Origin of the sequence: Caulobacter sp., assembly GCF_039596335.1 — a bacterium.
GTDB lineage: Bacteria > Pseudomonadota > Alphaproteobacteria > Caulobacterales > Caulobacteraceae > Caulobacter.
In genome coordinates this window covers 242175-267622 of sequence record NZ_JBCNJZ010000008.1, presented here as the reverse complement: position 1 = coordinate 267622, position 25448 = coordinate 242175, and the positions used below count along the sequence as shown (strand labels likewise).

Here is a 25448-nt window from a genome sequence, read left to right as displayed (position 1 = left end):
AGGGCGTTTCCGGTGGTTCTTATTTGTTTTGAGTAGAAGCTGCGTCGTGGCGCAGGCGAAGGCCCATGGCCCAGCGGCGTTGGAAGCCCGGCCAGTAGCCGGCCGGGTCGCCCGGCTTGGCGACTTGGTCGCCGACCGACGCGCCCTGGGCCAGCGGCCAGGCGCCGTCCGAGGCCTTCTCCTTCGGCACGGCCAGATAGGCGCCGTGGGCGGTGTCGCCCTTCAGCTTGGCGTCGAGGAAGGCGGTCAGGAAGTGGCTGTTGATCGCCAGGATGCGGTCGCGCCGCCAGACCGGTTCCTCGTGACGCTCGATGGCCTGGAAGTTACCGACCTCTTCGGGCGTCACGCCGTTCAGCGCGATGTTGTGGCGGGCGTTCTCGTAGGTCAGCAGATAGCGGTCGGCGCCGGTCAGGCCAGCATACAGCCAGGAGACGCCTTGCTCGTAGCCGCTGACGTCGTCCTGGTCGCCGACGATGAGCAGGCTGGGCGTCTTCACGGCCGCCAGCCCCTCGGCGCTCCAGGCCCGCAGCGGCGGCGAACCGCCCCACGGGGCGAAGGCGACCATGGCCTTGACACCCTTGGGCGCGCCGGCAGCGAAGCTGGGGTCCAGGGTGGTGAAGGGCTTGAGCAGGGCGTGCGGGACCAGGCCGTACAGCGGGCCTTGCGGGTCCAGGCCCGCGCCCATCGTCGTCAGCGCGCCGAAGCCGCCCATCGAATAGCCGACCAGGGCGGTGTTGGCCGGATCGTAGACGTCCTTCAGCGGACCTTCGCCGGCCTGCTTCTGAAGCTGCGACAGCACGAAGCGCTGGTCGGCGACGCGGGTGATCAGCACCGTGGCGAACGACAGCTGCGGGATCGGCAGGGCCGAGGGCTCCAGGTCGCGGTGCTCGATCGAGGCGACGACATAGCCCTTGGAGGCCAGGTTCTCGGCCAGGTCGCTGAAGCTTGTCGCCCAGTTGCGATAGCCGTGGGACAGCACCACCAGCGGGAAGTGTTGGCCCCGCACCGGCTTGGCGTCGGCATAGGCGCCGCCAGTCTTGTAGGCGACGTCCGGCGCGGTCGGCGTCGGCCCGGGGCGTTTGTACTGGGCCTTGGCCGCGTCGGCGGCGGGCTTGGCGGCCGGGTACCAGACCGTCACCGGCAGCACGCGGTCGCGGCGGGCGATGGTTCCGGCCATCAGGTCGCTGGTCAGCAGATCAGGTTGGCCCAGATTGGTCAGGGTCAGGGTACGCACGCCGACGGGATAGTCTCCCGCCCGCGACAGCAGCGGCCCGTCGGCCAGGACCTCTCTCGCCTGAGCGCTAGAGGCGACGAGCGCTAGGCCTAGCGCCAGGGCGGCCAGGCGGATCACGCGACGCTGGTCCAGACGGCCAAATCGCGGGGTGCGATGGTCTCGCCGCCGATCAAGAACCTGGCGTCCTGCGGCGCTGGCGCGGCGACCGCCTCGGCCCCGTAGTTGAAGGCGAAGGTCAGGTTACCCCGACGACGGATCCGCACATCGGTCTCCAAGCGCTGGGTGGCGACGCCAGCCTCGGCGCACAGGCCTTCCAGGAAGTCGGTCAGGAAGCGGTGATCGCTGAGGCTGGCTACATAAATCGCCTTGCCGGCCCGGACGACGGCGGGGTAGCCCTCGTCGAAGCGAGCCAGGACCTGGACCTCGCCGGCGATCTCGATCTCCTCGCGCCAGGTCTTGCTGGGATAGACCTGACCGTTCCACGCGAAGGCGGCGGGACAGTCGGGACGCAGGGTCTCGACCGACAGCACGCGGACCGGCAGCAGGTCGCGCAGCGGACCGGGCGGCAGACCTTCGGGCAAGGTGACGTCGTGGGTCTTGGCCCCCGAGCGCGGGCCGAACACCACGATGGCCGACGAGGCCTTCAGGCGGGCCAGCGTCTCAGGCTGCGGGTTCATCAGGGCCGGGACGACGACCAGGGCATAGTCCGACACGTCGCCGTTCGGATCGACGAAGTCGACATCCACACCCAGGGCCCGCAAGGCGCGGTAGTGGTCCAGCAGGACGTGGGTGTAGTCATAGCTCTGGGCCTGGCGTTCGATCTCGCCCAGCCACTGGGCCTGGACGTCGACCATCAGGGCGACCTTGGCGCGAGCGGTGGGATGCTGGTCCAGGTCCAGGCCAGCCAGCTCGCGGACCACGGCTTCGACCTCGGGCCAGGCGGCGGCGTGGGTGCTGTCGGGGCGCAGCAGGCCTGCGTGCATCTGCTCCTGGGCGAACGGGGCCTGACGCCAGCGGAAGTAGCTGACGACGCCGGCGCCGTGGGCGAAGGCCTCCAGGGTCCACAGGCGCACCATGCCCGGCAGGGGGCGCGGGTTGTGGTTGGCCCAGTTCACCGGACCGGGCTGCTGCTCCATGATCCAGAAGGCGCCGGGGGCCAGGCCCCGGGTCTGGTCGAAGAAGAAGGTGCCGAAGTCGGGATGGCCGGTGCGCATATAGGGCGCGAACACCTCGGCCGGCTCGTGAGCCATCAGGAGGTCGGTGCGGCCCAGCGGGTAGTTGTCATAGGCAGCGAAGTCGAGATCGGCAGCCACGGCGTGGTTGTCGACGCCGGTCTCGTTCATCGGGATGAAGTTGTGGGTGACGAAGCGGCCCGGCGAATAGGCGCGCAGGATCTTCACCTGGGCGTCGTGGAAGGCCACCACCTGGTCCGACGAGAACCGGCGATAGGCCATGCGGTGGGCGGGGCTGGTCTCGGTGACCGCGCCGACCGGCAACTCGATCTCGTCGAAGCTGCGATACTCCATTGACCAGAAGACATTGCCCCAGGCCGCGTTCAGCGCCTGGACGCTGTCATACTGCTTGGCGCACCAGGCCTGGAACGCCGTGCGGGCGGCAGGAGACGCGCTGAGCGTGGTCTCGTGGCAGCTGAGCTCGTTGTCGGTCTGCCAGCCGACGACGCCGGGGTGCTCGCCATAGCGCTCGGCCAGGGCCAGGACGATCCGCTCGCTCTCGCGCAGATAGGTCTCGCTGGAAAAGTCATAGTGGCGGCGCGAACCGAAGCCGCGTGTGCGGCCGGTATTGGGATCGACCGGCAGGATGTCGGGGTGGCGATCGATCAGCCACTTGGGCGGCGTCGCGGTCGGGGTGCCGATGACGACCTTCAGGCCGGCCTCGGTCAGAATGTCGATGATCTCGTCGAACCAGGCGAAATCGTAGGACCCGGGCTCGGGCTCGAAGCGCGACCAGGCGAACTCGCCGATCCGGACATAGGTCAGGCCCAGGGCCTTCATCCGGCGCGCATCCTCGCGCCAGAGGCTGGTCGGCCATTGTTCCGGGTAGTAGCAAACGCCCAGCATGTCTCACTCCCGGCGCCCTTAAATGAGCGCCTTTTCTTCAGTCTTATTTATCCTATAAAAAGCGAGCGTCAACCTTCGCCACGTCGCCGACGCCCCCTCTCCATCTCTGCCTTGCAGGTCCGCCATGTCCAGTTCTCCGTCCTTCGTCCGGCTCGATGGCAAGGCCTCGACCCTGATTGTCGACTGTCGCGACGGCGCTCCGGCCATCCTGCATTGGGGGCCGAAACTGGCCGGCGACCTGGACCCATTGTCGCTGGCGCTGATGGCCGCGCGCGAGGAAGCGCCCTGTTCGCCCGCCGTCGCCGCGCCCCTGTCGCTGACGCCGCTGGCGGGCCAAGGCTTCCCCGGCACGCCGGGCCTGCGAGCTCATCGCGACGGCCAAGGGTGGGCGACCTGGACGCGCATCGAACGCGTGGACCAGATCGACACGGCCACGGTCGAGATCGCCTCGCGCGACGACCACACCGGCGTCGTCCTGACCCACCGGCTTGAGCTGCGCGCCGACCAGGACGTGCTGGTCGCCTCGACCACGATCGCCAATGTCGGCGACACGGTGCTGATCGTCGACGCTTGCGCGGCCCCGACCATCCCCCTGCCCGCTTCGGCCCGCCACCTGGTCAATTTCGACGGCCGCTGGGCCGGCGAGTTCCAGATGCGCCGCACGCCGCTGCAGCAGGGCAGCATGGTGCGAGAGAACCGTCGCGGCCGCACCTCGCACGATGCCTTCCCCGGCCTGATCGTCGAATGCGCCCCCGCGGGTGAAGCGGTGGGCGAGGTCTACGGCTTCCACCTGGCGGCCAGCGGCAACCACAAGATCGTCGCCGAGACCCTGTCGGACGCCCGCGCCTTCGTGCAGATGAGTGAGCTGTTCATGCCCGGCGAACTGCGCCTGGCGCCGGGCAGCGAGTATCTCTCTCCGACGCTTTATGCCGCCTATTCCGAAGCCGGCCTCAGCGGCATGTCCCAGGCCTATCACGCCTGGATGCGCGCCCGGCCGCAGCACCAGCGCCTGCGGGCCAAGCCGCGCCCGGTGCACTACAACACTTGGGAGGCGGTCTACTTCGACCACGACCAGGAGCGCCTGGCGCAGCTGGTCGACGCAGCAGCCGCGATCGGAGCCGAGCGTTTCGTGCTGGACGACGGCTGGTTCAAGGGTCGCCGCAGCGACAAGGCGGGCCTGGGCGACTGGACGGTCGACGAAGGCGTCTATCCGAATGGCCTCAAGCCCCTGACCGACCGCGTGCTGGCGGCGGGCATGGAATTTGGCCTGTGGGTCGAGCCCGAGATGGTCAATCCAGACAGCGACCTCTTCCGCGCGCATCCCGAGTGGGTGCTGGGCTGTCCGCCGGCCCCGCAGCTGTCATTCCGCAACCAGCTGGTTCTGGACTTCGGCCGGGCAGAGGTGCGTGAGCATCTCTACGGCCTGCTCGACGCGCTGCTGACCGAGCACCCGATCAGCTACCTGAAGTGGGACATGAACCGCGACATCAGCCACCAAGGCGACGCGGACGGGGCGGGCGGCGTCCAGGCCCACATCGCGGGCCTGTATGAGGTGCTGGATCGCCTGCGCGCCAACCACTCGGCCGTCGAGATCGAGAGCTGCGCCTCGGGTGGCGGCCGCGCCGATTTCGGGATCCTGGAGCGCACTGACCGCATCTGGACCTCGGACAGCAACGACGCCCTGGACCGCCTGTCGATCCAGAAGGGCGCGTCGATGTTCATCCCCGCCGAGCTGATGGGCGCCCACGTCGGCCCGACCGATTGCCACATCACCGGCCGCCGGGTGTCCATGGCCACGCGGGTGCAGACGGCCCTGTTCGGCCACTTCGGCATCGAGGCCAATATCCTGACCCTGACGCCCGAGGAGCGGGCCGAACTGGCCCAGGGCGTGGCGCTGCACAAGCTGTTCCGCGACCTGATCCACACCGGCGCCCTGCACCGCCTGGACCGCCCTGAGAACGAAGTGGCCTTCGGGATTGTCGCCGAGGACCGGTCGCAGGCGCTGTTCGCCTACACGTTGCTGCACGAGCAGGACGCCTATTTCGCTGGCCGGCTGAAGCTGGCGGGCCTGGATGCCGCCGCAGCCTACGTCGTGACCCTGGTCTGGCCCAAGGCCCCGCCGCTACGTTCGCCCCTGATCGAGGCGCTGGTCGATGGGGTCGTGCTGGACGGTCGTTCGCTGATGGCCGTTGGCCTGCAACTGCCGCGCCTGCACCCCCAGTCAGGCTTCATTCTGCACCTGTCTCGCCAGGGCTGAGGCAACCGGAATCGAAGACAAAAAGAAGGGCGGCTCTGAAAGGAGCCGCCCTTGCCGCAGGTAGGTCTTGGGGAAGAAACGCGCGCCCGAAGACGCGCCTCGAGGCCGGCCGGGGTGTTGGCCCCGGCCGTTCGACTTAGAACTGAGCGCGCAGGCCGACCGCGTAGCGCGGGCCGGTGTCCACCAGGCTCAGGAACTGGTTCTCGTAGTTGCCCACGGTCCGGGTCTCGGCGCCGTTGAGGTTGGTGCCCTCGACGAAGACCGAGAAGTTGTCCGAGACCTGATAGCGGGCTTGGGCGTCGATCTGACCTTGGGTCTTGGTGAAGATCGGCTCGCCGCCGGTGCCGTTGGCCGCGGTGCTGATGAAGCCGTCGCGGCGGTTATAGGCCACGCGCACTTCGATCGGCCCCTTGGCGTAGAAGCCGACCAGGTTCTGGCTGTCGCCCAGGCCTTCCAACGCGAAGGTCGAGGCCGCGGCCGTCAGGTTGGCCTTGCTGTCAACGATCGTGGCGTTGGCCGTGATCCCCAGGCCGTCAAACGGCGCGGGCAGGTAGCTGAAGGTGTGCTGGAAGCCCACTTCCAGGCCGTAGACGTCGGCGCTCTGAGCGTTGCGCGGACGCAGCACGTTGAACGTCGCCGAGCCGCCCGGGAAGTTGCCCGCCGAATTGGCGACGGTGAAGGTTTCCGCGCCCAGCGAGCTGACGATGAAGTCGTCGATGCGCTTGTAGAACACGCCCGCCGTCAGATAGCCGGCCTCTTGGTAGTACCACTCGGCCGAGGCGTCGAAGTTGGTCGACTTGAACGGCTTCAGCTGCGGGTTGCCGCCGCTGGCCGCCAGGTTGCCCGGGCGCAGGCTGGTGAAGGTGATGCGCGGGGCGACATCCGTCAGGTTGGCGCGCGACAGCGTCTTGGTCGCGGCCAGGCGAACCACGACGTCGGGCGTCACGTCGACCTTGACGTTCAGCGACGGCAGGAAGTCGTCATAGGACGTGCTCTGCGACACCGGGGCCGAGGTGGCGGCGAACACCGCCGTGTAGGCGGTGCTGTCGCCGATGATCGGCAGCAGGTCCAGCAGCGTCTGCTGGGTGCCGTTCGAAGTCAGCTGGGTGTGGACGTAGCGCAGGCCGGCCGTGGCGCTCCAAGGCAGGCCGCCGATGGTGGCCTCGAAGTCAGCCTGGACATAGCCGCCGGCGATCTTCTCGCGGACGTCATAGGCCGAGGGCTGGCGGGTGGCGGCATAGCCGTTCTTCGACGCGACGAAGGCGGCGGTGGCGCCGGCCGGACGACCGGCGGCGACGTCCTGGGCGTTGCCGGCCGCGGCCGACTCCAGGAATTTGAAGTAGTCCTCGGCGTTGAACGACAGCCACTGGCGCGGGAACGTGCCGCTCTCGCCACTCAGGAACGACCCCGGATCGAACGTCTTCAGCAGGCCGGCCGGGACGGGGATGCCATAGCCGCAATAGGCGCAGCCGACGTCGTTGTCCGAACGGACCAGGGCGTTCTGCTTCTTGCGGTCGGTGAAGATGCCGCCGAAGCGCAGCTTCTTGAACACGTCGTAGTCGGTGCGGAACTCGGTATCCAGGCGGGTCTCATAGACCGACTCCGACACATCAACGCCCTCGCGGGTCGCGAAGTGGGCGCGACCGACGGCGGGGTTGGTGATGCTGGAGCCCGTGGTCAGGCTGGGCGCGTTCGAGCCGTTGCCGCTGAAGGTCGCCGGGTTGGTGAAGCCGATGACCGCGAAGATCTCGTTGCCGCCATTGTTGGACTCGGCCTTCGAATAGGCGGTGTCGTACTTGACGGTGATCTGGTCGGTCGGGTTCCAGTCGGCGTTGAAGCCGATGGCCCGCAGCTTGGTCGGCCGGTTGAACGTGCGGCTGACATAGTCCGTGTGCGAATTGGTGTTCTGCGAGAACTTGGTGACCGTGCGGTTGGCGTCCAGCGTGATGGCGCTGGCGTCGGCCGGCGAGAAGAAGTGGCCGACGCTGTTGGCCTGCGAGGCCACGGTGAACTTGTTGTACAACGCGTCGACCGACAGGGTCAGGGTGTCGCTGGCCCGGAACTGGGCGGTGCCGGTCACGCCGATGCGCTCGCGGTCCTGCAGGTCCGAGATCTGGTCGTAGTTCGACGGGAACAGCACGTTGGTCAGGGCGCCCGCGCCCGAACCGGCCGTGGTGCGGAAATAGCCGTTGGTGGCGGCCGTATCGACCCGCGCCTTGCGCTTCTGGTACGAGACCGAGCCCAAGAGGCCGATGCGATCGTCGGCCAGGCGCGTCGAGAACAGGCCGAACACTTCCGGCGCCGACTTGCCCGACAGGTCCTCATAGTTCGCCTTGGCGCTGAGGATGGCCTTGGAGCCGCGCGTGTCGAACGGGCGGGCGGTCTTGACGTTGATGGTCGAGCCGATGCCGCCCTCTTGCAGGGTGGCGTTGTTGCTCTTGTAGACGTCGGCGCCCGAGATCAGCTCGGCGGCCAGAAGGTCGAAGCTGAACTGGCGGCCGGCGTTTTCCGTGGCCAGGGTGCGGCCGTTGACCAGCACGTTGTTGAACGAGGGGCCGAAGCCGCGGACCGTGACGAAGCGACCTTCGCCGCTGCTGCGGTCGATCGAGACGCCGGTGATGCGCTGCAGCGACTCGGCGACGTTGCTGTCCGGGAACTTGCCCAGGTCTTCCGAGGCGATGGAGTCGACGATGACCGAAGAGTTACGCTTGACGTCGATGGCGCGCGTCAGGCTGGCGCGCAGGCCGGTGACGACGATTTCGTCGACCGCGTCCGGCTCGACGGTCTGAGCCCAGGCCGCCGTCGGCAGGATCGCCAGGCCCAGCACGCCCAGGCTGGCGCCGATCATCAGCTTATTGAGAGCACGGCCCCGACCGCCGTTGCTGCTGCAAGTCATAGTTCCCTCCACATGCAAGGGATCGCCTCGGCGCGGCCGAGCGACCTCATTTTGTCGAAACGTCGTTGCGTCTCATTAAAATGATAAATCAGAATAATACGAGATCGTCAAACGCCCTCGTGCGTCTTTGCGCCGTGCGCGGCGTTTTCCGTCAGGCTTTCTGAGGCCGGCTCAGTCCCCGCACAGGACCGGCGCGGGGCGCTGGGACAGGGCCAGGGCGGCGGCGATCAGTCCGCCCAAGGTGGCCAGGCCGGTCGCGCCGCCCAGCAGGACCAGCACACCGCTCCAGTCGACGCTCCAGCTGGCCCTGAACACCTTGACCACCACGGGCCAGGCGGCCGCGAAGCCGAACAGGACGCCGGCCGCCCCTGCGATCAGGCCGACCGCGCCATACTCGATGACATAGGCCAACAGGATCTGGCCGCGCGTGGCGCCGAGAACCTTCAAAGTGGCGGCCTCACGCGCCCGGGCCCGCGCCCCGGCGGCGATGGCGCCGGCCAGGACCAGGAGGCCGGCCAGGGCGGCAACGGCGGCCGCGCCGCGTACGGCCAGCGCAAGACGATCGAACAGCGCCGCCGCCGATTCCAGCTGCTCGCGGACGCTGATCACGTTCACGCCCGAAAAGGTCTGGCCCAGCACGCGAGTCAGGGTCGCCTCGTGATCGCGGCTCAGGCGGGCGATCGCCACGCTGCGCAGCTCGGCCCCCTCCAGCATCGAGGGGTTGAAAATCAGCGCGAAGTTGGGCCCGAAGCCGCCGAAGTCGACCTTGCGCAGGGCGACGATCCTGGCCTCGATCTCGCGGCCCAGCACCAGGACGGTGATCGTGTCGCCAACCTTCAGCCCGGCCGCCTCGGCGATCTCGATGTTCATCGCCACCTGGGGCGGACCGGCATAGTCCGCGCCCCACCAGCGGCCCTCGACCACGGCGGCATTGGCCGGCTCCGTGGCGAACAGGGATAGGCTGATGTCGTTGTCGAACGCCCAGCGTTCGGACGCCTTCACCGACTGGACGTCGACCGGCTTGCCCTTCAGGGCGACGATCCGGCCGGTGGCGAACGGCATGCGCAGATAGGCTTCCGGCTTCAACGGTCCGGTGACGCCGGCGACCGTGGCGTCGAAGGCGCTCGCGCGATCACCGGGGATTTCGGTGAACACCATGGCCGGGGCGGTGCGCGGGGCCACGTCGCTGACCTGGGCCAGCAGGGCCGACTGGATCAGCACCACGCAGGCCAGCAGCGCCACGCCCAGGCCGATGGCGGGGGTCGCCGTCCTGGCCGCCGAGCGGGGTCCAGCCAGATTGGCCAAGCCCAGCTTGGCGGGACCGCGGGTCAGCACCCGCACCTTCCCCGCGATCCAGGCCGCCAGGCGTCCCAGCGCCGACAGCAGGCCGAAGGCGACCGCCACGCCGGCGATCATGATCCCGGCCGCCATCGGCGTCGGGGCGGTGGCCACGGCGAGAGCCGCCAGGCCCAGGCCGGAGACGACGGCCGCGATGGTCTCCAGCCCGAACGTCAGGCGCGCACGGGGCGCGCGGCGGAACAGGGCCGACGGCGGGGTGCTGCGCGCGCGCGCCAGGGGGATCAGCGAGAACGCCGCCGCCGCCAGGATCCCGAACAACCCGGCCTTGGCCAGCGGCCACGGATACACCTTGAACAGCGCCGGGATCGGCAGGCTGGATCCGGCCAGCTGGCCCAGGATCAGCGGCGCGGCGGCCCCGATCGCCAGGCCGATCGCCACGCCCAGCAGGGCCAGGACGCCGATCTGGATCAGGTGCAGGTCGCGGATCAGGCCGCTGCGCGCGCCCAGGGCTTTCAGGACCGCGATGGCTGGCTCGCGGGTCGACAGATAGGCCGACACCGCGCCGGCCACGCCAAGGCCGCCGGCGACCAGCGAGGCCAGGCCGATGAAGCCCAGGAAGTACTCCAGCTGGTCGATCAGCCGCCGAGCGCCGGGTGCGCTGTCCAAGCGGTCGCGCACCCGCAGATGCGCGTCCGGGAAAGCGGCCTGCACGGCCTTGCCCGCCGCGCGCGGATCCTGGTCGGCCGGCATGGCCACCCGCACCGCGCGGTTCGAAAGACCGCCCGGCGCCAGCAAGCCCGAGCGCTCCAGCACGTCCTCACGCACCAGCACGCGCGGTGCGATCGAGAAGCCGCGCGACAGGCCGTCGGGCTCGCTGATCAGCCGGGCGCGGACGACCAGGGTCAGCGAGCCGACCTCGAACCGATCGCCGATCTTCAGGTTCAGACGATCCAGAAGCGCAGGCTCGACCACCGCCCCGGGCAGGTCGTCGCGGTCGGCCAGGGCGCCGGCCAGGCTCGGCGCGCCCTCCAGCTGCACGGTCCCGGCCAGGGGGAAGCGGCCGTCGACGCCGCGCAGGCTGACCAGGCGGCGCTCGCCGCCGGGGGCCTGGGCCATGGCCCGCGCGCCCGCGGCGTAGGTGGTGACACCCAGCTTGTCGAAGGCCGCGCGTTCCTGCTCGGTGAAGTCCCGGTTCTCGATCGAGAACGACAGGTCGCCGCCCAGGATTTCGCGGGCCTGGCTGGCCAGGCCGTGACGGAAAGCGTCAGCCGTAGAGCCGGCGGCGGCGATGGCGGCCACGCCCAGGGCCAGACAGGCCAGGAAGATGCGAAAGCCCCGGACGCCCGAGCGCAGTTCGCGGGCGGCCAGACGAAAGGCGAGCGGCGCCTTAGACAGAGAGGGGCTCACGCGACGATGCGCCCGTCGGCCATGCGCACGATGCGGTCGGCGCGCGTCGCCAGAACAGGGTCGTGTGTGACCATGACCAGGGCCGCGCCCACCTCGGCGACGAGATCGAACATCAGGTCTGCGACCGAGGCGGCGGTCGCCCCGTCCAGATTGCCGGTCGGCTCGTCGGCGAACAGCAGGGCCGGACGCGCGGCCAGGGCCCGGGCCAACGCGACGCGCTGCTGCTCACCGCCCGACAGCTGGTGCGGATAGTGGGTCAGGCGTCCTGCCAGGCCGACGCGGGCCAGCCAGTCACGCGCGGTCGGCAAGGCGTCGGCGGCGGCGGCGATCTCCAGCGGCGTGGCGACGTTCTCCTCGGCCGTCATGTTGGGCAGCAGGTGGAAGGACTGGAACACCAGCGCCGCGCGGCCGCGCCGCAGCCGCGCCCGGCCGTCCTCGTCCAGCTTGGCCAGGTCCTGGCCGAACAGGCGCACCACGCCGGCGGTCGGTTCTTCCAGTCCGGCCCCGACGGCGATCATCGACGACTTGCCCGAGCCCGACGGACCGATGACCGCCACCCGTTCGCCCGGCTTTACCACCAGATCCACGCCGCGCAGGATGTTCACGGGGCCCGCCGCGGACGGCAGGGTCAGGGCGACGGCGTCGAGAACCAGGGGCTCGGTCATGGGCGTTCCAGCAAGACCGGTCCTTGTTCCGCCGGCAGCAGACCTACATAGGAAGGCATGAGCCCGACCGCACAGCGTTTTCCCAGCCGCCGCCGTTTTTTGCTGGGCCTTGGCCTGCTGACGCAGATCGCCGCCGCGCCCAAGGCGCCGGTCGTCACCGTGCTGGGCGATTCCATCACCGCCGGACTGGGCCTGCCGGCCAAGGACGCCATGCCGGCCCAGCTGCAGGCGGCGCTGGGGCGGCTGGGCGCCTCGGCGGTCGTCCGAGCGGCCGGGGTCTCGGGCGACACCAGCGGCGGCGGCCTGGCGCGGGTGGGCTTCAGCGTCGCTCCCGACACCAAGGTCTGCGTGGTGGCCCTGGGCGGCAATGACCTGCTGCAAGGCGTCGAGCCCAACCAGACCAAGGCCAATCTGCGCGGCATCCTGCAAAAGCTGAAAGCCCGAGGCGTCAAGGTCGTGCTGGTCGGCGTCGGCGCGCCACCCAGCATCGGCGCCACCTACGCCCGCGAGTTCAACGCGGTCTATCCCGCCCTGGCCAAGGAGTTCGGCGCGCCGCTGTACGCCAACATGCTGGCGGGAGTGCGCGGCGATCGCGCCCTGATGCAGCGCGACGGCATCCACCCCAACGCCGCCGGCGCCAAGCGGATCGGCGAGGCCCTGGCCCCGATCGTTGCCCGCGCGCTCAAGACCTGATGACGATCGCCCGCTGAGGCTTTTGCACCGGCAGGATCAGCGCCAGGATGCTGCCTTGGCCGGACGGCTCCCAGCGGATGACCCCGCCGATCGCCTCGGCGCGACGACGCTGGTTGGCCAGGCCGCGCCCGCCCGATGAGCGCGCCGGATCGAAGCCACGGCCGTCGTCCTGCACCCGCACCACCACCTGGTCGCCCTCGACCCGCACGGCCACCGCCACCTCGCGCGCCCCGGCGTGCTTGAGGATATTGGCGAAGGCCTCCTGCAGGATGCGCAGGATGTGCAGGGCGTGACGCTGGTCCAGCCATTCCAGCGGCGGCGCCTCGCCAACGCTCCAGACCAACTTGACCCCGGCGGCCTCCAGACGCGGCTGCAACCGGAAGCGCAGGGTGGCCAGCAGCAGCAGCAGGTCGGTCTCGACCGGCTCCATCGAGTCGATGGTCAGCTTCAGGTCGTCGATGCAGCCGCGCAGGATGTCGACGGCGTCCAGATTGGTGGCGCGGTCGTTCTCGAAGGCTCGCAGCGCGGTGACCAGGGTCGAGCCCAGGCCGTCGTGCATGTCCTGCATCAGCCGCTGCCGCTCCTGGTGCAGCAGTTCGCGATTCTCGACCTCGCGCAGGCGAGTGTGGCTGGCGGTCAGCTCGACTTCGCGCTGGGCCAGGCGCCGGGCCAGATCGGCTTTTGCCTGGGTCGCGGTCGCCAGCGCCTCGATGTAGCGGCTGAGCATGATGTACCAGAACAGCAGGGTGAACCCGACGCCGGTGAAGTTGGTGAAATAGACGCTCTCGATATCGACCAGGTTCTGCTGCAGACCCAGGTCGTAGACCCCGGCCATGACCGTGACCAGGCACCAGGTCGACAGCAGCAAGGCGAAGCGCGAGCCGGCCCGCACCGACTGGCGGATGCCGTTGAACGTCACCAGCAGGCCCAGGGTCAGCATGTTGGCGTAGATCGGCGCGGCGATCATCGTCGGGTCCAGCATCCCCGGCAGGGTGACCACGCCCCAGCCGCCCCCGATGACGACGATGGCGGCGGTCAGCCGCGGCTGGCGCACGCGGTGCAGCTCGGCCACGAACAGATGCAGGGCCAGCATCATCCAGAAGGTCGAGTTGACGGTCACCCAGCCAAACCAGGCGTCGGACAGGACCAGCGGCTCGCCCCCTACAAAGGTGTGCAGCATCCGCAGGAAGCACACCGCAGAAGTCAGGAAGTAGAGGAGATAGATCCGCTCGCCCCGACGGCTGAACCAGACGAACAGCGCGAAGACGCCGGTGGCCAGGAACGCGACCGTCGAGAAGGCCGGCAGGCGCACCTGGAACAGGTCGCGCGCGAAGTAGCGCGGGGCCAGCTGATGGTAATCGCCGATCCACACCGACGAGAACGCGCCGCCGATACCGCGCACGTGCTGCAGCCGCAGGTCCAGCCTCGCGGGCGGGTGCGAGGTCGCCGTGCGGGGCAAGGCGATCCAGAGCGGCTGGTTCGAGCCATTCCATTGCAGGTTGGCGTGCGACTGGCGGATCAGCTGGCCGTCGGCATAGATCGCCAGCGTGCCATCCGACTTCCATCGCGGAATGTAGAGATAGAGCTGCTGGCCGGCGTCGGGCAGCGGAGGGACCTGCAGCGCATACCAGGTGATCTGGGTGGGAAGGTCCTCAGGCGCGGCATGGATCCTGGGCGCCCACAGCGGCGTGGGCGCATGAGGCAGACGTACGCTGTGACCGCCCTGAGGCCAGTCCGTGATGATCGCCGGCGGAGATTGATATCCGACCGTGGCGGTCGCGGTCATCTGTGCGGCGGTGATCCGCTCGCCGCCGCGATCCTCGATCGCCAACACCAGCATCAGCGCGACGATCGCCGCGACCGCCCAGGCCGTCCCGGTCAAGATCCGTCTAGACGAGACCATAGGCCCGGGCTTCGAACACCGCCTCGGTCTTCGAGCGGACCTCCAGCTTGGCGTAGATGCGCCGCACGAAGGTCAGCACGGTGTTGCGCGACACGCCCATCAGCTCGGCGATCTCGTCGAACGAGAAGCCGCGCGTGATCAGCTGCAGCGTCTCCTTCTCGCGGTCCGACAGGCTAGGAATGGTCTTGCCTTCGACCTCTCCATCGCTCGCCTCGGCCGGCCGCTCATCGGGGCGGAAGCGCATCAGCACCTGGCGGGCGATGCGCGGGCTGATCGGGCTGCCGCCGGCGTGCAGGATGCGGATGTCCTCGGCGATGGTCGGCAGCGGACTGTCCTTCAGCAGATAGCCGCTGGCCCCCGCCTCGATGGACGCAATGACGTGGCGCTCGTCGGCAAAGGTGGTTGCGACCATGATCGCGCAGCCGGGCCAGCGGGTATTGGCCTCGCCGATGATCTCGATGCCCGAGCCGTCGGGCAGCCCCAGATCCACGACCAGGACGTCGGCGGGCGAGGCCGAGAGCAGGCCGCGGGCCTCGGCGGCCGTGGCCGCCACGCCGGTCATGGTCAGGTCGGGCGCGCCGGCCAGGGCGGTGCGAAACGCCTCCTGGAAGGCGGTGTCGTCCTCGACCAAGGCGACCTTCAGCGGCGTCGACGACGCGGCTTCGCTGCTCATTCCGCTTTCTCCGTCTCTCGACGAACTCCTTGCCCCGGAAGCCATCGCAGACTCCGCGCCAGCCGGCGTCATCACATCTTGCGACAGGCCGGACATTGCTCCGCCAGCCCTCGCGCGGCAACTAGACAGCGTCAATGGTCGCCGTGAGCAGCGGCTTGCGAAGGGCTCGCGTCGGTGGGGGCGCAAAGGAGAGGGGCATCGCGCACCAGGGCGAGCCCCTCCCCGGCTCGCGGCGGACGACGCCCCGAGCCGTTAGCCGCGCGGCAGATCAACCTTGGCGAAGACGATCCGCGAAACGCCCTCGCTGGCGATGACCACGCCGGCCGCGAAGTCCAGGCGCTTGGCCTTGGCCGTGACCGACGGCTTGCGGAAGACCAGCGCGTTCGTGCCGCTGCCCTCAACATAGGCCCCGGTCTCGCCGCCCTCGAAAGCCAGCGTCGGCGCGCCCTTCACAGTCACCAGGCGGTCGAAGGTCAGGCGCACGGTCTGGCCCTGCTGGGCGACGCCGGTGACGCGTGGACCGTCGGTGCGGGCCGGATCCCATGTCCCTTTGAACGTCCAGGCCGCGTCGATCTTGGCGGCCGTCGGCTTGCCCACGGCGGTCGACAGGTTGTCGGCCATCCAGGCGTAGTCGCCGCCGTCACGGTGGCTGTTGTGGAAGTAGTTGCGGTCGCCCCACAGCGTGTCGGCGGCCACGACCTTGTTGCGCTCGACGTCGGCCGGGGTCGGCGGGCCGCCGTCCAGCGGATACGAGACGGTGTAGGGAGCCTTGTCGCGTGTGCGCGCCGAGAAGCTGCAGTCAATGAAGTAGAACTGGGCGTCGCGGTGATGACGGCCCAGGAAGTAGTTGTCCGGCCCGTCGAAGCGGCAGGCCTTCATGACGAACTTCTTGTCCGGATCGCCCTTGCCGTCGTGCCAGACGGCGGCCTCGGCGCGGGGATAGACCTGGACGATCTCGCTGCTCTCCATGAAGCACCAGCCGCGCGGGCAGACGAAGTCGACCGAGCCGATCACCCTCAAGCCATTGTGATAGTAGCGGCCGCCATCCTGGGTCAGCGGCGTCGCGCCCGGACCTTCCGACAGACCATTCTCGGCCGCGCTCTTGGCGGTGCGCCACATCGACAGTGTGTCGGCGCCGAGGCTGAGGACGTCGGCGTCCTGGATGATCGAGCGGTCGGCGCGGCCCAGCACCGCGAACGCATGGGGGCCGGCCTTGGTGACGGTGTTGTGCACCGTCATGGCCTCCAGCACGAAGTCGTGGGCCGTCGGAACAATGTTGAGCACGCCCTGGCCGACGTCGCCGCTGATGCCCTCGGCCGGACGGTTGGACTGCAGTCGCACGCCCAAGCGGCTCTCGCCGCGCAGGGTGAGATAGGGCGCATCGACCCGGACGACCTCGTCGTAGAAGCCGTTGCGGACGAAGATCACCTTGCGCTCGCGATTGCTGGCCGGGATCGACTTCAGCGCCGCCTGGATGGAGTCGAACTGGCCCGAGCCGTCCTTGGCCACCACGATGTCGGGAACCAGGGCGTAGCGCTCCTCGGCGGCCTTGGGCGCGGCCATGGCCGCAGCCGGAAGCGCCGAGATACCGGCCAGCGCCGCGCGGCGCGTCATCGCGAAAGTCGTCATGCCTTTTGAGTCCGCAGATAGGCGATCAAGCGCGCCATGTTGTTGATGTAGGCCCCCGTCGAGATGCCCATCGGGCCGCGCGGCAGGGTGAAGGGCGAGGTGTCCCACGAGTCGCCGACCTGCCCAGGATCGACGAAGCCCGGCGGCGGCTGGGCGGGACCTGGCCCCTTGTAGGGATGGCTGGTCGTGCGCAACTCCACCGGCCAGTAGCCCTCGGCGTTCAGGCCCGCGACCAACTCGGCCACGGCGGCGGTCTTCTTGTCGTCGTAGACGGTGACATTGAGGTCAGAGCCGCCCACGTGGCTGACCACATAGGGCGGCAGCAGCGAGGGCCCGCGCCCCAGCAGCGCCGAGTCCTTGGTGGCCTGCTCGGGGGTCATGGCCGCCACCCGCTGGTAGCGGGCGCGCAGGGCGGCGACGTTGATGTGCTTGGCCGGGGTCGCGTCATCTTTGGCGAACTCCGACCAGAAGCGACCATTCTGGCTGTTGGAGCCGCTGCGATGGCCCGTCAGCAGTCGCCCGGTCCCCGGCTCGTAGTCGCGATAGAAGTTGCGGCCGTCCGAGCCGCGCTTGGCGAGCGGGATCTCGACGCTGGCGATCCAGTCGATCGCCTCGCTCACCCGCGCCAGGTACTTCGGATCGCCGGTCAGCTGGTAGTAGTCGAGCATCTGCCCGACCGCCGCGGCCGTGCCGTGCGGGGTGATCGAGGCCGGCTCGTAGGTGCGGCCGGTCGCGGGCTTGAGGTCCATCGTATATTGCATCGCCCAGCCCGGCGTCGGCTTGGGCTGCTGCAGGTCGACCATCAGTGACATGGCCCGCATCAGAGGCGCGCGCACCCGCTCTTCCTTCAGCTGCTGCAACACCAGCAGCAGGAACGAGATGTTCTCCTCGGCGACCTCGTCGTTCAGGGTGATGAAGCCGGTGTAGTCGGGCCGTCCCTGCTTGGAGAACTCGCCCATGCGCGGCCAGCGCTGGGGCCAGCCGCCGTTCGGATATTGGCTGTTCAGGACGAAGTCGACGCAACGGTCGACGGCCGCGCGGTACTTCGGATCCCCCTTCTCCAGGTGCAGGCGCAGCAGGAAGCGGCCGCACTCGATCGTGGCGTGATCGTCGAAGGTGGCGTTGCCGTAGTAGTGCTGGAATTCCTCCAGCCGCCAGCCGTTGGCGCCGATGGTCTCGTACCAGCGCTTCAGCGACGCCTCGCCGGCGAAGTCGATGATGTAGTTCCAGCCGCCGGCCGGGTGCTGGCCGGCGATCAAGGCCGAGGCCACCTGCTCGGCGGCGGCGTAGTACATCGCGTCGCCGGTGGCGCGATAGGCGTCCAGGAAGGTCTGCCCCATCTCCGTCGTGCCCGGGGCCTGGGTCCAGATCATGGTCGGATAGGCCTCCATCTCGCCCCAACGGCGCGAGAAGTCGGCGAGGTAGGACCAGACGTAGCCGCCCTTCACCGCCACCTTGTCGGTCATGAAGCGCGTGGCCCGGGCCATCGTCGCCTTAACTTCGGTAGCGGTAACATTTTTGGCCAAAACAGGACCGGCCCAGAGCGAGAGTCCAACGGCCGAAACGAGCAGCCTGCGTCGCGAAAACATGTTTCCTCCCCCGTATTCCAACGGATTTGCCGTAGAGAGCACCGCGAAAGCACTGGTATGACAAGCGCTATTTTCGGTTGATCTCACGGACAACGTCCAGGAAGGCCCGCAGGGCCGGCGGCACGGCGCGATGGCCGGGATAATAGAGGGCCAGACCCTCGGCGGCCTGCGTCCATGGGGCCAGCACCTCGAGCAGCTGGCCCGCAGCCAGGGCGGCCTCGGCGGCCGGGGCGACGACATAGGCGATGCCCAACCCCCTAACGGCGGCCTCGACCATCAGCTCCTCGTCGTCCAGCACCACCGCCCCGGTCGTCTCGATAATGACCGCCTGCCCGGCCCGCTCGAACTCCCAGCGATAGAGCTTCCCGCCCGGCAGACGATGGCCGATGCAGCGATGGCGCTTCAGATCCTCGGGCGCCTGCGGGACGCCGGCCTGATCGAGATAGGCCGGCGCGGCCACGCACTGGAACCGCACGGCCTCGGCCAGCGGCGCGGCCACCATGTCCCGGGGGATCGAACCCACCAGCCGCACCCCGGCGTCGAAGCCGCCCGCCACGATGTCAACCAGCTGCCCCTCGACGACGATGTCGACCGTGACGTCCGGATAGCGCTCGGCCATCACCGGCAGGACGTCGCGCACCAGCATGGCGGCCGGAATGCGCGGGGTGTTGATCCGCACCGAGCCCACCACGCGCCCCTGGGACGCCATGGCCCCTTCCAGCGCCTCGTCTAGCAGGGTCAGGGCCGGTTGCAGGCGGTCCAGCAACTGGAAGCCGGCCTCAGTGGGCGAGACGCTGCGGGTCGTGCGGTTCAGCAGACGCACGCCCAACCGCTCCTCCAGCCCGCGCACCGCATGGCTGACGGTCGAGGGCGCCGCGCCCAGCTCATCGGCGGCGCGCCGGAAGCTGCGATGGGTGGCGACGGCCAGGAAGGCGGAGAGATCGTTGAGGGACGGGCGCGGCATTGGTGGTGATTTCACATCAGTTCATGCCGATTTCAACGCCTAGTGCGCAGATCTCGCCGCTCATAGGTCATGCCGGCCAATCCAAACGGAGACCCCGACATGTCCCAGCGCCAAGCTGTCTTCCCCGCCGACCGTCACGCCCTTTACGACCTGCACCAGTACTCGGCGGCGATCCGCTCGGGCGACCTGCTGTTCGTCTCCGGCCAGGTCGGCAGCCGCGCGAACGGTTCGCCTGAGCCGGTGTTCGAGGACCAGGTCCGCCGCGCCTTCGCCAACCTGCGCGCGGTGCTGGCCGCCGCCGGCTGCGGCCTGGAGGACGTAGTCGACATCACAACCTTCCACACCGATCCGCAGACCCAGCTGGAGGCGGTGATGAAGGTCCGCGCCGAGGAGATCGGCCCGGCGCCCTATCCCAACTGGACAGCCGTGGGCGTGACCTGGCTGGCGGGCTTCGACTTCGAGATCAAGGTCGTCGCCCGCATTCCCGGCTAGGGAAGCAGCGCCTTGCGACGGTCCGGCCGGCGCTCGACGATCAGCACCGGCCGCATCGCCGGGACCGTGTCAGCCAGGGCCTGGGCCATGATCGCGGCGATATAGTCGGCGCCCTCCTCGCCCAGGTGGGTGTCGTCATAGGACAGACGATAGGTCGCCGTCGGCTGGACATTGACCTCGGTCTGGGCCCGGGCCGGCGCCGCCCCCTTGGGCGCGGTGTTGCGCGGCAGCTGGGCGAACAGTTCCGACTTCTGCGACCCCAGATCCTGGGCGGCCTTGGCGCTCAGGGCGTTGAGATCGATCAGCGGCGCGCCGGTCTCGGCGGCGACCTTGCGCACGGCCTCGGCCCAGGGCGCCAGGTCATTGATCTGCTGGCCGTCCTTGAAGGCGCGGCGCACCAGCGGCGTCACCAGGATCGGCGTCGCCCCGACGGCGCGCGCGTCCTCGACATAGCGGCGGATATAGCCGGGAAACTCCTGCGCCAGCTCGGTCGAGCGCGAGTTGCCCGGCTGGTCGTTGTGGCCGAACTGGATCAGCACCCAGGTGGTCTTGTAGCCCGCGACCTTGGCCTCGTTCAGCGCCACGGTCCAGGATCCCTCCTGCATGTAGGTGCGCGAGCTGCGGCCGCCGCGCGCCAGGTCGACGCAGGCCGCGAACGAGGTGACGTGATAGGCGCAGAAGCTGGGGCCCCAGCCGCCGATCACCGCCGTGGTGGAGTCGCCCACCAGGATGATCTTCGACGGCGCGATGGCCTTGGGAAACTCACGCGCGACGGGCTCGGCCGCTTGCGCCGAGGTCGCCACGCAAGCCAGGGCCGAGAGGGCCAGCAGCGTCCGCCTGAACATTCGAAAGCTCCAAAAAAGAAGGGGAAGGCCCGTGCAAGGCCTTCCCCAGGGGAGGTTAGGGAAACGCCTTAGAAGGTGATGCGCGCGCCCATGAAGATCTGGCGGCCGGTGGCGATGTAGCCGGTCGGCATCGGATCGTTCGGATAGGCGTAGCGCTCGCTCTTCTGGTTGGTCAGGTTAAGGGCGTCGATCGTCAGGCTGACCCGCTCATTGATGTTGTAGCGGGCGGCCATGTCGAAGTTGGTCGTCGCCTTGCTGCCCAGGAAGTCGTTGACCAGCGGGCCGTCGCAGAAGCCCGGATCGCAGCTGCCCGCCGACACCGGATAGTTGGTGTAGTAGGCCGCGCGGTGGGCCACCGAACCGCGGATGCTCCAGGTCGGGGCTTCATAAAAGAGCGTGAAGTTCAGCGAGTCCGGCGAGGCGCCCAGGAACGGACCCTTGGCGATCACCGCCGGACGCGCCGCAGCCGTGGCGGTGGCCAGGGCGCCGGGGTCCAGGATGTAGTTCAGCTCCGACTTGATGTGGGTGTAGTTGGCCTGGATGCCGAAGTTCTTGGTCCACTCGGGCAGGAACGAGAAGGTCTCCGGCAGGAAGGTGAAGTTCTGCTGGTAGCTGACCTCGACGCCGTCGATCGTGCCGCCGGGCGCGTCGCGGTACTGGCGTACGTTGAAGACGTTGTCGGCGTTGATGTAGTTGATCGACTCCACATTGGTCTGCGAGGCGCGCAGCGACTGGATGATCTCCGGGGTAAGGATCTGCGACAGGCGCGCCTCGGCCACCACGGTCTGCGGATAGCTGGACAGCTCCTTGCGGAACACGGCCAGGGCCAGCAGACCCCCGCGACCGAAGTACCACTCGGCCGAGAAGTCGTAGTTGGTGGCGCGGAAGGGCTTCAGCTTGGTGTTGCCCAGGGTGATCGAGCCACCGGTGACCGCGCCCGGCGCCGACGGGGCCGAGAACGAGGTCACGCTGGGGGCCAGGTTGTTGAGGATCGGGCGCGCCATCACCTCGGCCGCGGCGAAGCGGAACAGCAGGTTGCTGGTCGGCTCGAACACCACGTTCAGCGACGGCAGCCAGTCGGTATATTCGTTGCTGTTGGACACCGGACGCGAGGTGTTGGTCAGGCCGGTGGCCACGACCTCGGTCTTGGCATAGCGCAAGCCGACGTCGCCGCGGACCGTGCCGCCGAACAGGTCGCGCTTGAAGTCCAGCATGCCGTAGCCGCCGGTGTCGACTTCACGCACGCCGAACTGGTTGGCCGCGTTGTTCAGATAGGTGATCCGCCAGTCGCCCCACTTGTTGATGCAGTTGCAGGTGAAGTCGTAGGTCTTCTTGAAGGCCTCCAGGTCCGGCGACAGGTACGAGGTCGTGCTGCCGGCCGGCGCCTTCAGGCCCTCGCCCCAGTTGGTCAGGCGCGTCATCTCCTGCATCGTCACGCCGGCTTCCAGGAAGCTGGGGTTCAGCGTGTCGTTCAGGGTGCGCTGGAACTGCTGGTTGCTGAAGGTGTAGGTGCGGCGGGTGAAGCCGGCCTTGATCTTGTAGTCGGGATGGATCTCCCAGGTCAGGTCGATGCGGCCGCCCTCGTAGGTGTTCTTGATGATCCGCTGGAAGTTGCGGATCGACGAGTGGCCCTTGATGTACTCCCAGTTGTTCGGGTCGGCGGCGTTGAAGCCGACGTTCAGGATCGGCATCGCGCCGCCTTCCCGGTAGTCATAGATGAAGTAGTCGCTGGGGTTCGTGCCCTGGCCGGCGTCCAGATGTTCGATCTCGGCCAGCAGGCCGGTGCTGTGGTTGTTCGACTCCGAGCGCCCGTAGAGCGCACTGACGTAGAAGCCGTTGCCGAAGTCGTGGTCGAGACTGATCGAGCCCTGCTTGAAGGTGGTCTGGTAGCTGTTCTGGTCGGTGACCGACGAGATGTCGACATTGCCCAGCTTCAGGTACTCGGCCGTGCCGCCCGGGGTCAGCTGGCCGTCGATGACGCGCACGGCCTGCTTGCCGATGAACGACACCCGGCGGGCGATGCCGGCCGCATCGGGGATGTAACCGCGCGAGGTCGGGCTGTTGTAGTAGTCGTAGGGGTCCCAGTTGTTGGGATTGAAGCTCATGCCGCTGATCGCGCCGGGCAGCGGGGTGGCGCTGTTCATTGACTGGCCGCAGTCGATCGGGGCCAGGATGTCGGTGCCGGCGCGGGCGTCGCAGCGGTTATAGAAGCCACGCTTGGTGGCGACCGGCGTGGCGGCCGAGACCTGATAAAGGCCGTTGACCAGGTCGCCACGCACCAGGCCGAACGGGGTCAGCTGGTAGTTGGTCGACTGGCTTTCCAGCTTGGAATAGAGGCCGTCGACGCTGATCGAGGTCCGCGACGTCGGCTTCCACTGCAGCGAACCGGTGAAGCCGCGACGCTCTTCCACCACTTCACGCGACTGGATCATCGGCAGGGCCGTGAAGCGCTTGGTCGAGCCTGGCGCGGTCGTCACGCCGTTGGTGACCGTCGAGCCAATCGGATTGTTGATCAGGTTGTAGGCGCCGGGGTTGGAGCCGCTCAGCGCCGCGCAGACCGCCGCATTGGTGATGTTGGCGCCGGGCACGATCTGGTCGCAGGGCGTGCCGGTCGGGGCCGAGAAGCCCTGACGGTTCTGGCCATTGGTCAGGGTGGTCAGCGTCGGGAAGGTCGCGCCGCGATAGACATAGTCGGCCGAGCCGGGCTGCTGGGCATAGCCGTCTGCGCGCTGGCGGCGCTTGTTGTAGGCGCCCGAGAACAGCACGCCGAACTCGCCGATCTTGGTGTCGAAGCGACGCGTGGCCAGGCCCGCGACGCGCGGATTATGCTGGTTGCCGTTCTCGTAGTAGCCGTCCTGCAGCGACAGGGCGAGACGGTTTTCCTTGTAGTTCAGCGGCTTGCCGGCGGTCAGGTCGACCGTTGCGCCCAGCGAGCCCTCGTCGACATCGGCCGAAGCCGACTTGCGCACGGCGATCTGGCTGAACAGCTCCGAGGCGAAGGTGTTGAAGTCGAAGCCGCGCGAGCGGTTGCCGGTCGACTGGGCGTAGCTGTCGCCGGCGGTTGACAGGGCTTCCAGGCCGTTGATGCGGACGCGGGTGAAGTCGCCGCCCAGGCCGCGGACGGTGATCTGGCGGCCTTCGCCGTTCTCGCGGTCGATGGTGATGCCTGGCAGACGCTGGATCGACTCGGCCAGGTTGGCGTCAGGGAAGTCGGCTATGTCCTCGGCGTTGATGACGTCGATGGCCGCGTTCGACAGGCGCTTCTGGTTCAGCGCGCTGGCCAGGGCCTCGCGATAGCCGGTGACGACGATCTCTTCGACGGCGGTGTTCTCCGCCTCTTGCGCCTGGGCCTGCAGGCCGATCAGGCCGGCGCCCAAGGCGGTGGCCAGCAGCAGGGCCGTCTTGGAATGTGTTCTGGTCATTTGGTTGTCCTCCCCTGTTTCTTGAAAGTCGTTGGCGAAGCTCAGACCGGCGGGCGCCAGTCCCCGAACATCCGCTGTCGTGAGAAGCCCTCGGCCTCGGCGGCCGTGAGCAGTCGGCCTCGCCGCTTGGCGCCTGGGCGCGGCGCGCCCGGACCGGTGCTGGCGAACTCTGCAAAGCGCGCGTCTTCGGGCTCGAACCAGGCGCGCTGGCCGTCGGGGCGGGTGAACCACATGCGGGTCCACCCCGTAGGCGCGATGTGGCGGCCCATGGCGCAGCGCAGATAGGTGGCCATGCCGACGGTGCGCACGCGCCTGCCGTCGACCACGGTCGAGACGCCCCAGGGTCTGGCCAGGAACACGCTGCCGTCGGGCACGCCGGGCGCGGCGGTCAGGCGGCAGGCGTCGAACACCAGGCCGACGGGCTGGTCGATCACCGTGTTGGGCGCGCCGATATAGCCCTCGACCGGGTCCAGGCGCGGTAGAGACCGGATCTCGCAGCGCTCGAAACGCGCGGCCGCCCCGCCGAAGATGAAGTCGTAGCTGCCCAGGATCTTGCAATCGCGGAACAGCGCCCGGCCGCGCGCGACATAGAGGGTGTCCTGGTGGCTGGTCAGCTCGCAGCCGGCCACCACCGAGCGATCCGCACCCGCGCCCAGCGACAGGGCCAGGGCCTGCTGGCTGCCGCCCTCGTCCGAGCGCATGCCGCCGGGCCGGCGCATCTCAGCCGGCGCGTCGAAGGTGTTGGCGATGGTCAGGCCCTGCAGCCGCACATCCGGCGCGGTGACGCTGACGCACCAGGTGCGGAAGGTGCCGTACGGCTTGCCATCGGGGGCGATGTGACCGGCGGCGGCGTTGAAGAACAGTACGCTGCGGCCCATGCCCCGGCCTTGGATCTCGACATTGGGCCGGTCGATCCGGACCTGGCCTTGGAAGCGGCCCTCGCCCAGCCAGATGCGATAGCGGCGCTCGGCCGGGAACGCCTTGGCTGCGTCGATCGCCTCCTGAAGCGTCGCGAACGTGCGACCCGCCACGGCGCGAGCACCCGGGCCGACGGCCGCGTCGAACGGCTCGCGCGCAGCGATCGTCGGCAGCACCAGAGCGCAGGCCCCGGCGCGCAGGACGGTACGGCGGATCGGCTGGATGGGGGTCGAGGTCATGCAGGCCTGCAGAGGACGCGCGAGCTCGCACCGCCGCGCCAGAAGCTGACGCCGGTCCGCGCGATCGCGCCGGGAATGGGTTTTGAAAGAGAGGTTTGCGGAGCGGTTGGCCGGCTACCGGCCTTCGACGCCCAGCACGACTAGGATGTGAGCCGCTTCATGGTTGATCTCCCTGTCGTTTGCTTTTGAGCGAGGAGACATTCTCTCCGCTCCGGGGTCTTCGCCGCCGTACAGATCACATAGCG

General features: G+C 68.7%; 16 protein-coding genes. 3 read left to right on the top strand and 13 right to left on the bottom strand.

The window, feature by feature from the left end; translation table 11 throughout:
• Positions 1–19: 19 nt before the first annotated feature.
• Both ABDW31_RS18805 and ABDW31_RS18800 read right to left on the bottom strand, forming a co-directional pair.
• The gene (locus tag ABDW31_RS18805) at positions 20–1351 is read right to left on the bottom strand and encodes a dienelactone hydrolase (protein WP_343699411.1); all 1332 of its coding nucleotides are present in this window, start codon (positions 1349–1351) and stop codon (positions 20–22) included.
• The gene (locus ABDW31_RS18800) at positions 1348–3312 is read right to left on the bottom strand and encodes a beta-galactosidase (RefSeq protein WP_184722937.1); all 1965 of its coding nucleotides are present in this window, start codon (positions 3310–3312) and stop codon (positions 1348–1350) included. The genes ABDW31_RS18805 and ABDW31_RS18800 overlap by 4 nt, the downstream gene beginning before the upstream one ends.
• A 124-nt stretch (positions 3313–3436) precedes the next feature.
• Between ABDW31_RS18800 and ABDW31_RS18795 the strand changes: the two genes are divergently transcribed.
• Positions 3437–5569: an alpha-galactosidase gene (locus ABDW31_RS18795; protein ID WP_184722940.1), complete on the top strand. Its 2133-nt coding sequence runs from the start codon at positions 3437–3439 to the stop codon at positions 5567–5569.
• A gap of 136 nt (positions 5570–5705) precedes the next feature.
• Here the strand turns inward: ABDW31_RS18795 and ABDW31_RS18790 are convergent, their stop codons facing one another.
• The 3 genes from ABDW31_RS18790 to ABDW31_RS18780 all read right to left on the bottom strand — a co-directional run bounded on the left by ABDW31_RS18790 (position 5706) and on the right by ABDW31_RS18780 (position 11836).
• Positions 5706–8465, bottom strand: a complete 2760-nt coding sequence (locus ABDW31_RS18790) for a TonB-dependent receptor (RefSeq protein ID WP_343699410.1) — start codon at positions 8463–8465, stop codon at positions 5706–5708.
• A 171-nt stretch (positions 8466–8636) separates the two neighbouring features.
• A complete protein-coding gene (locus tag ABDW31_RS18785) occupies positions 8637–11159 on the bottom strand; it encodes an FtsX-like permease family protein (RefSeq protein WP_343699425.1) in 2523 nt (840 codons plus the stop codon).
• A gap of 8 nt (positions 11160–11167) precedes the next feature.
• A complete protein-coding gene (locus tag ABDW31_RS18780) occupies positions 11168–11836 on the bottom strand; it encodes an ATP-binding cassette domain-containing protein (protein WP_343699409.1) in 669 nt (222 codons plus the stop codon).
• Between the two features lie 57 nt (positions 11837–11893).
• Here ABDW31_RS18780 and ABDW31_RS18775 point away from each other — a divergent pair, with 57 nt between their 5' ends.
• Positions 11894–12529: an arylesterase gene (locus tag ABDW31_RS18775; protein WP_184722949.1), complete on the top strand. Its 636-nt coding sequence runs from the start codon at positions 11894–11896 to the stop codon at positions 12527–12529.
• Here ABDW31_RS18775 and ABDW31_RS18770 read toward each other — a convergent pair.
• The 5 genes from ABDW31_RS18770 to ABDW31_RS18750 all read right to left on the bottom strand — a co-directional run bounded on the left by ABDW31_RS18770 (position 12519) and on the right by ABDW31_RS18750 (position 19287).
• The gene (locus ABDW31_RS18770; RefSeq protein WP_184722952.1) at positions 12519–14411 is read right to left on the bottom strand and encodes an ATP-binding protein; all 1893 of its coding nucleotides are present in this window, start codon (positions 14409–14411) and stop codon (positions 12519–12521) included. The two genes, ABDW31_RS18775 and ABDW31_RS18770, sit on opposite strands and share 11 nt — an antisense overlap.
• Before the next feature lie 7 nt (positions 14412–14418).
• Positions 14419–15105, bottom strand: a complete 687-nt coding sequence (locus tag ABDW31_RS18765; protein WP_343699408.1) for a response regulator transcription factor — start codon at positions 15103–15105, stop codon at positions 14419–14421.
• A gap of 252 nt (positions 15106–15357) precedes the next feature.
• Complete coding sequence (locus ABDW31_RS18760; protein ID WP_343699407.1) at positions 15358–16734, bottom strand: pectinesterase family protein; 1377 nt, start codon at positions 16732–16734, stop codon at positions 15358–15360.
• Entirely contained in the window at positions 16731–18221 is a 1491-nt protein-coding gene (locus ABDW31_RS18755) for a pectate lyase (RefSeq protein ID WP_343699406.1), read from the bottom strand. The genes ABDW31_RS18760 and ABDW31_RS18755 overlap by 4 nt, the downstream gene beginning before the upstream one ends.
• Before the next feature lie 169 nt (positions 18222–18390).
• The gene (locus ABDW31_RS18750; protein WP_343699405.1) at positions 18391–19287 is read right to left on the bottom strand and encodes a LysR family transcriptional regulator; all 897 of its coding nucleotides are present in this window, start codon (positions 19285–19287) and stop codon (positions 18391–18393) included.
• A 99-nt stretch (positions 19288–19386) separates the two neighbouring features.
• On the opposite strand from ABDW31_RS18750, the gene ABDW31_RS18745 reads away from it, so the two are divergent.
• Positions 19387–19779: a RidA family protein gene (locus tag ABDW31_RS18745; protein ID WP_343699404.1), complete on the top strand. Its 393-nt coding sequence runs from the start codon at positions 19387–19389 to the stop codon at positions 19777–19779.
• Here ABDW31_RS18745 and ABDW31_RS18740 read toward each other — a convergent pair.
• From ABDW31_RS18740 to ABDW31_RS18730, 3 genes are all read right to left on the bottom strand, one after another.
• Complete coding sequence (locus tag ABDW31_RS18740; protein ID WP_343699403.1) at positions 19776–20624, bottom strand: rhamnogalacturonan acetylesterase; 849 nt, start codon at positions 20622–20624, stop codon at positions 19776–19778. The two genes, ABDW31_RS18745 and ABDW31_RS18740, sit on opposite strands and share 4 nt — an antisense overlap.
• A 68-nt stretch (positions 20625–20692) precedes the next feature.
• The gene (locus ABDW31_RS18735; RefSeq protein WP_343699402.1) at positions 20693–24046 is read right to left on the bottom strand and encodes a TonB-dependent receptor; all 3354 of its coding nucleotides are present in this window, start codon (positions 24044–24046) and stop codon (positions 20693–20695) included.
• A 41-nt stretch (positions 24047–24087) separates the two neighbouring features.
• Positions 24088–25203, bottom strand: a complete 1116-nt coding sequence (locus ABDW31_RS18730) for a pectinesterase family protein (protein ID WP_343699401.1) — start codon at positions 25201–25203, stop codon at positions 24088–24090.
• Positions 25204–25448 lie beyond the last annotated feature (245 nt).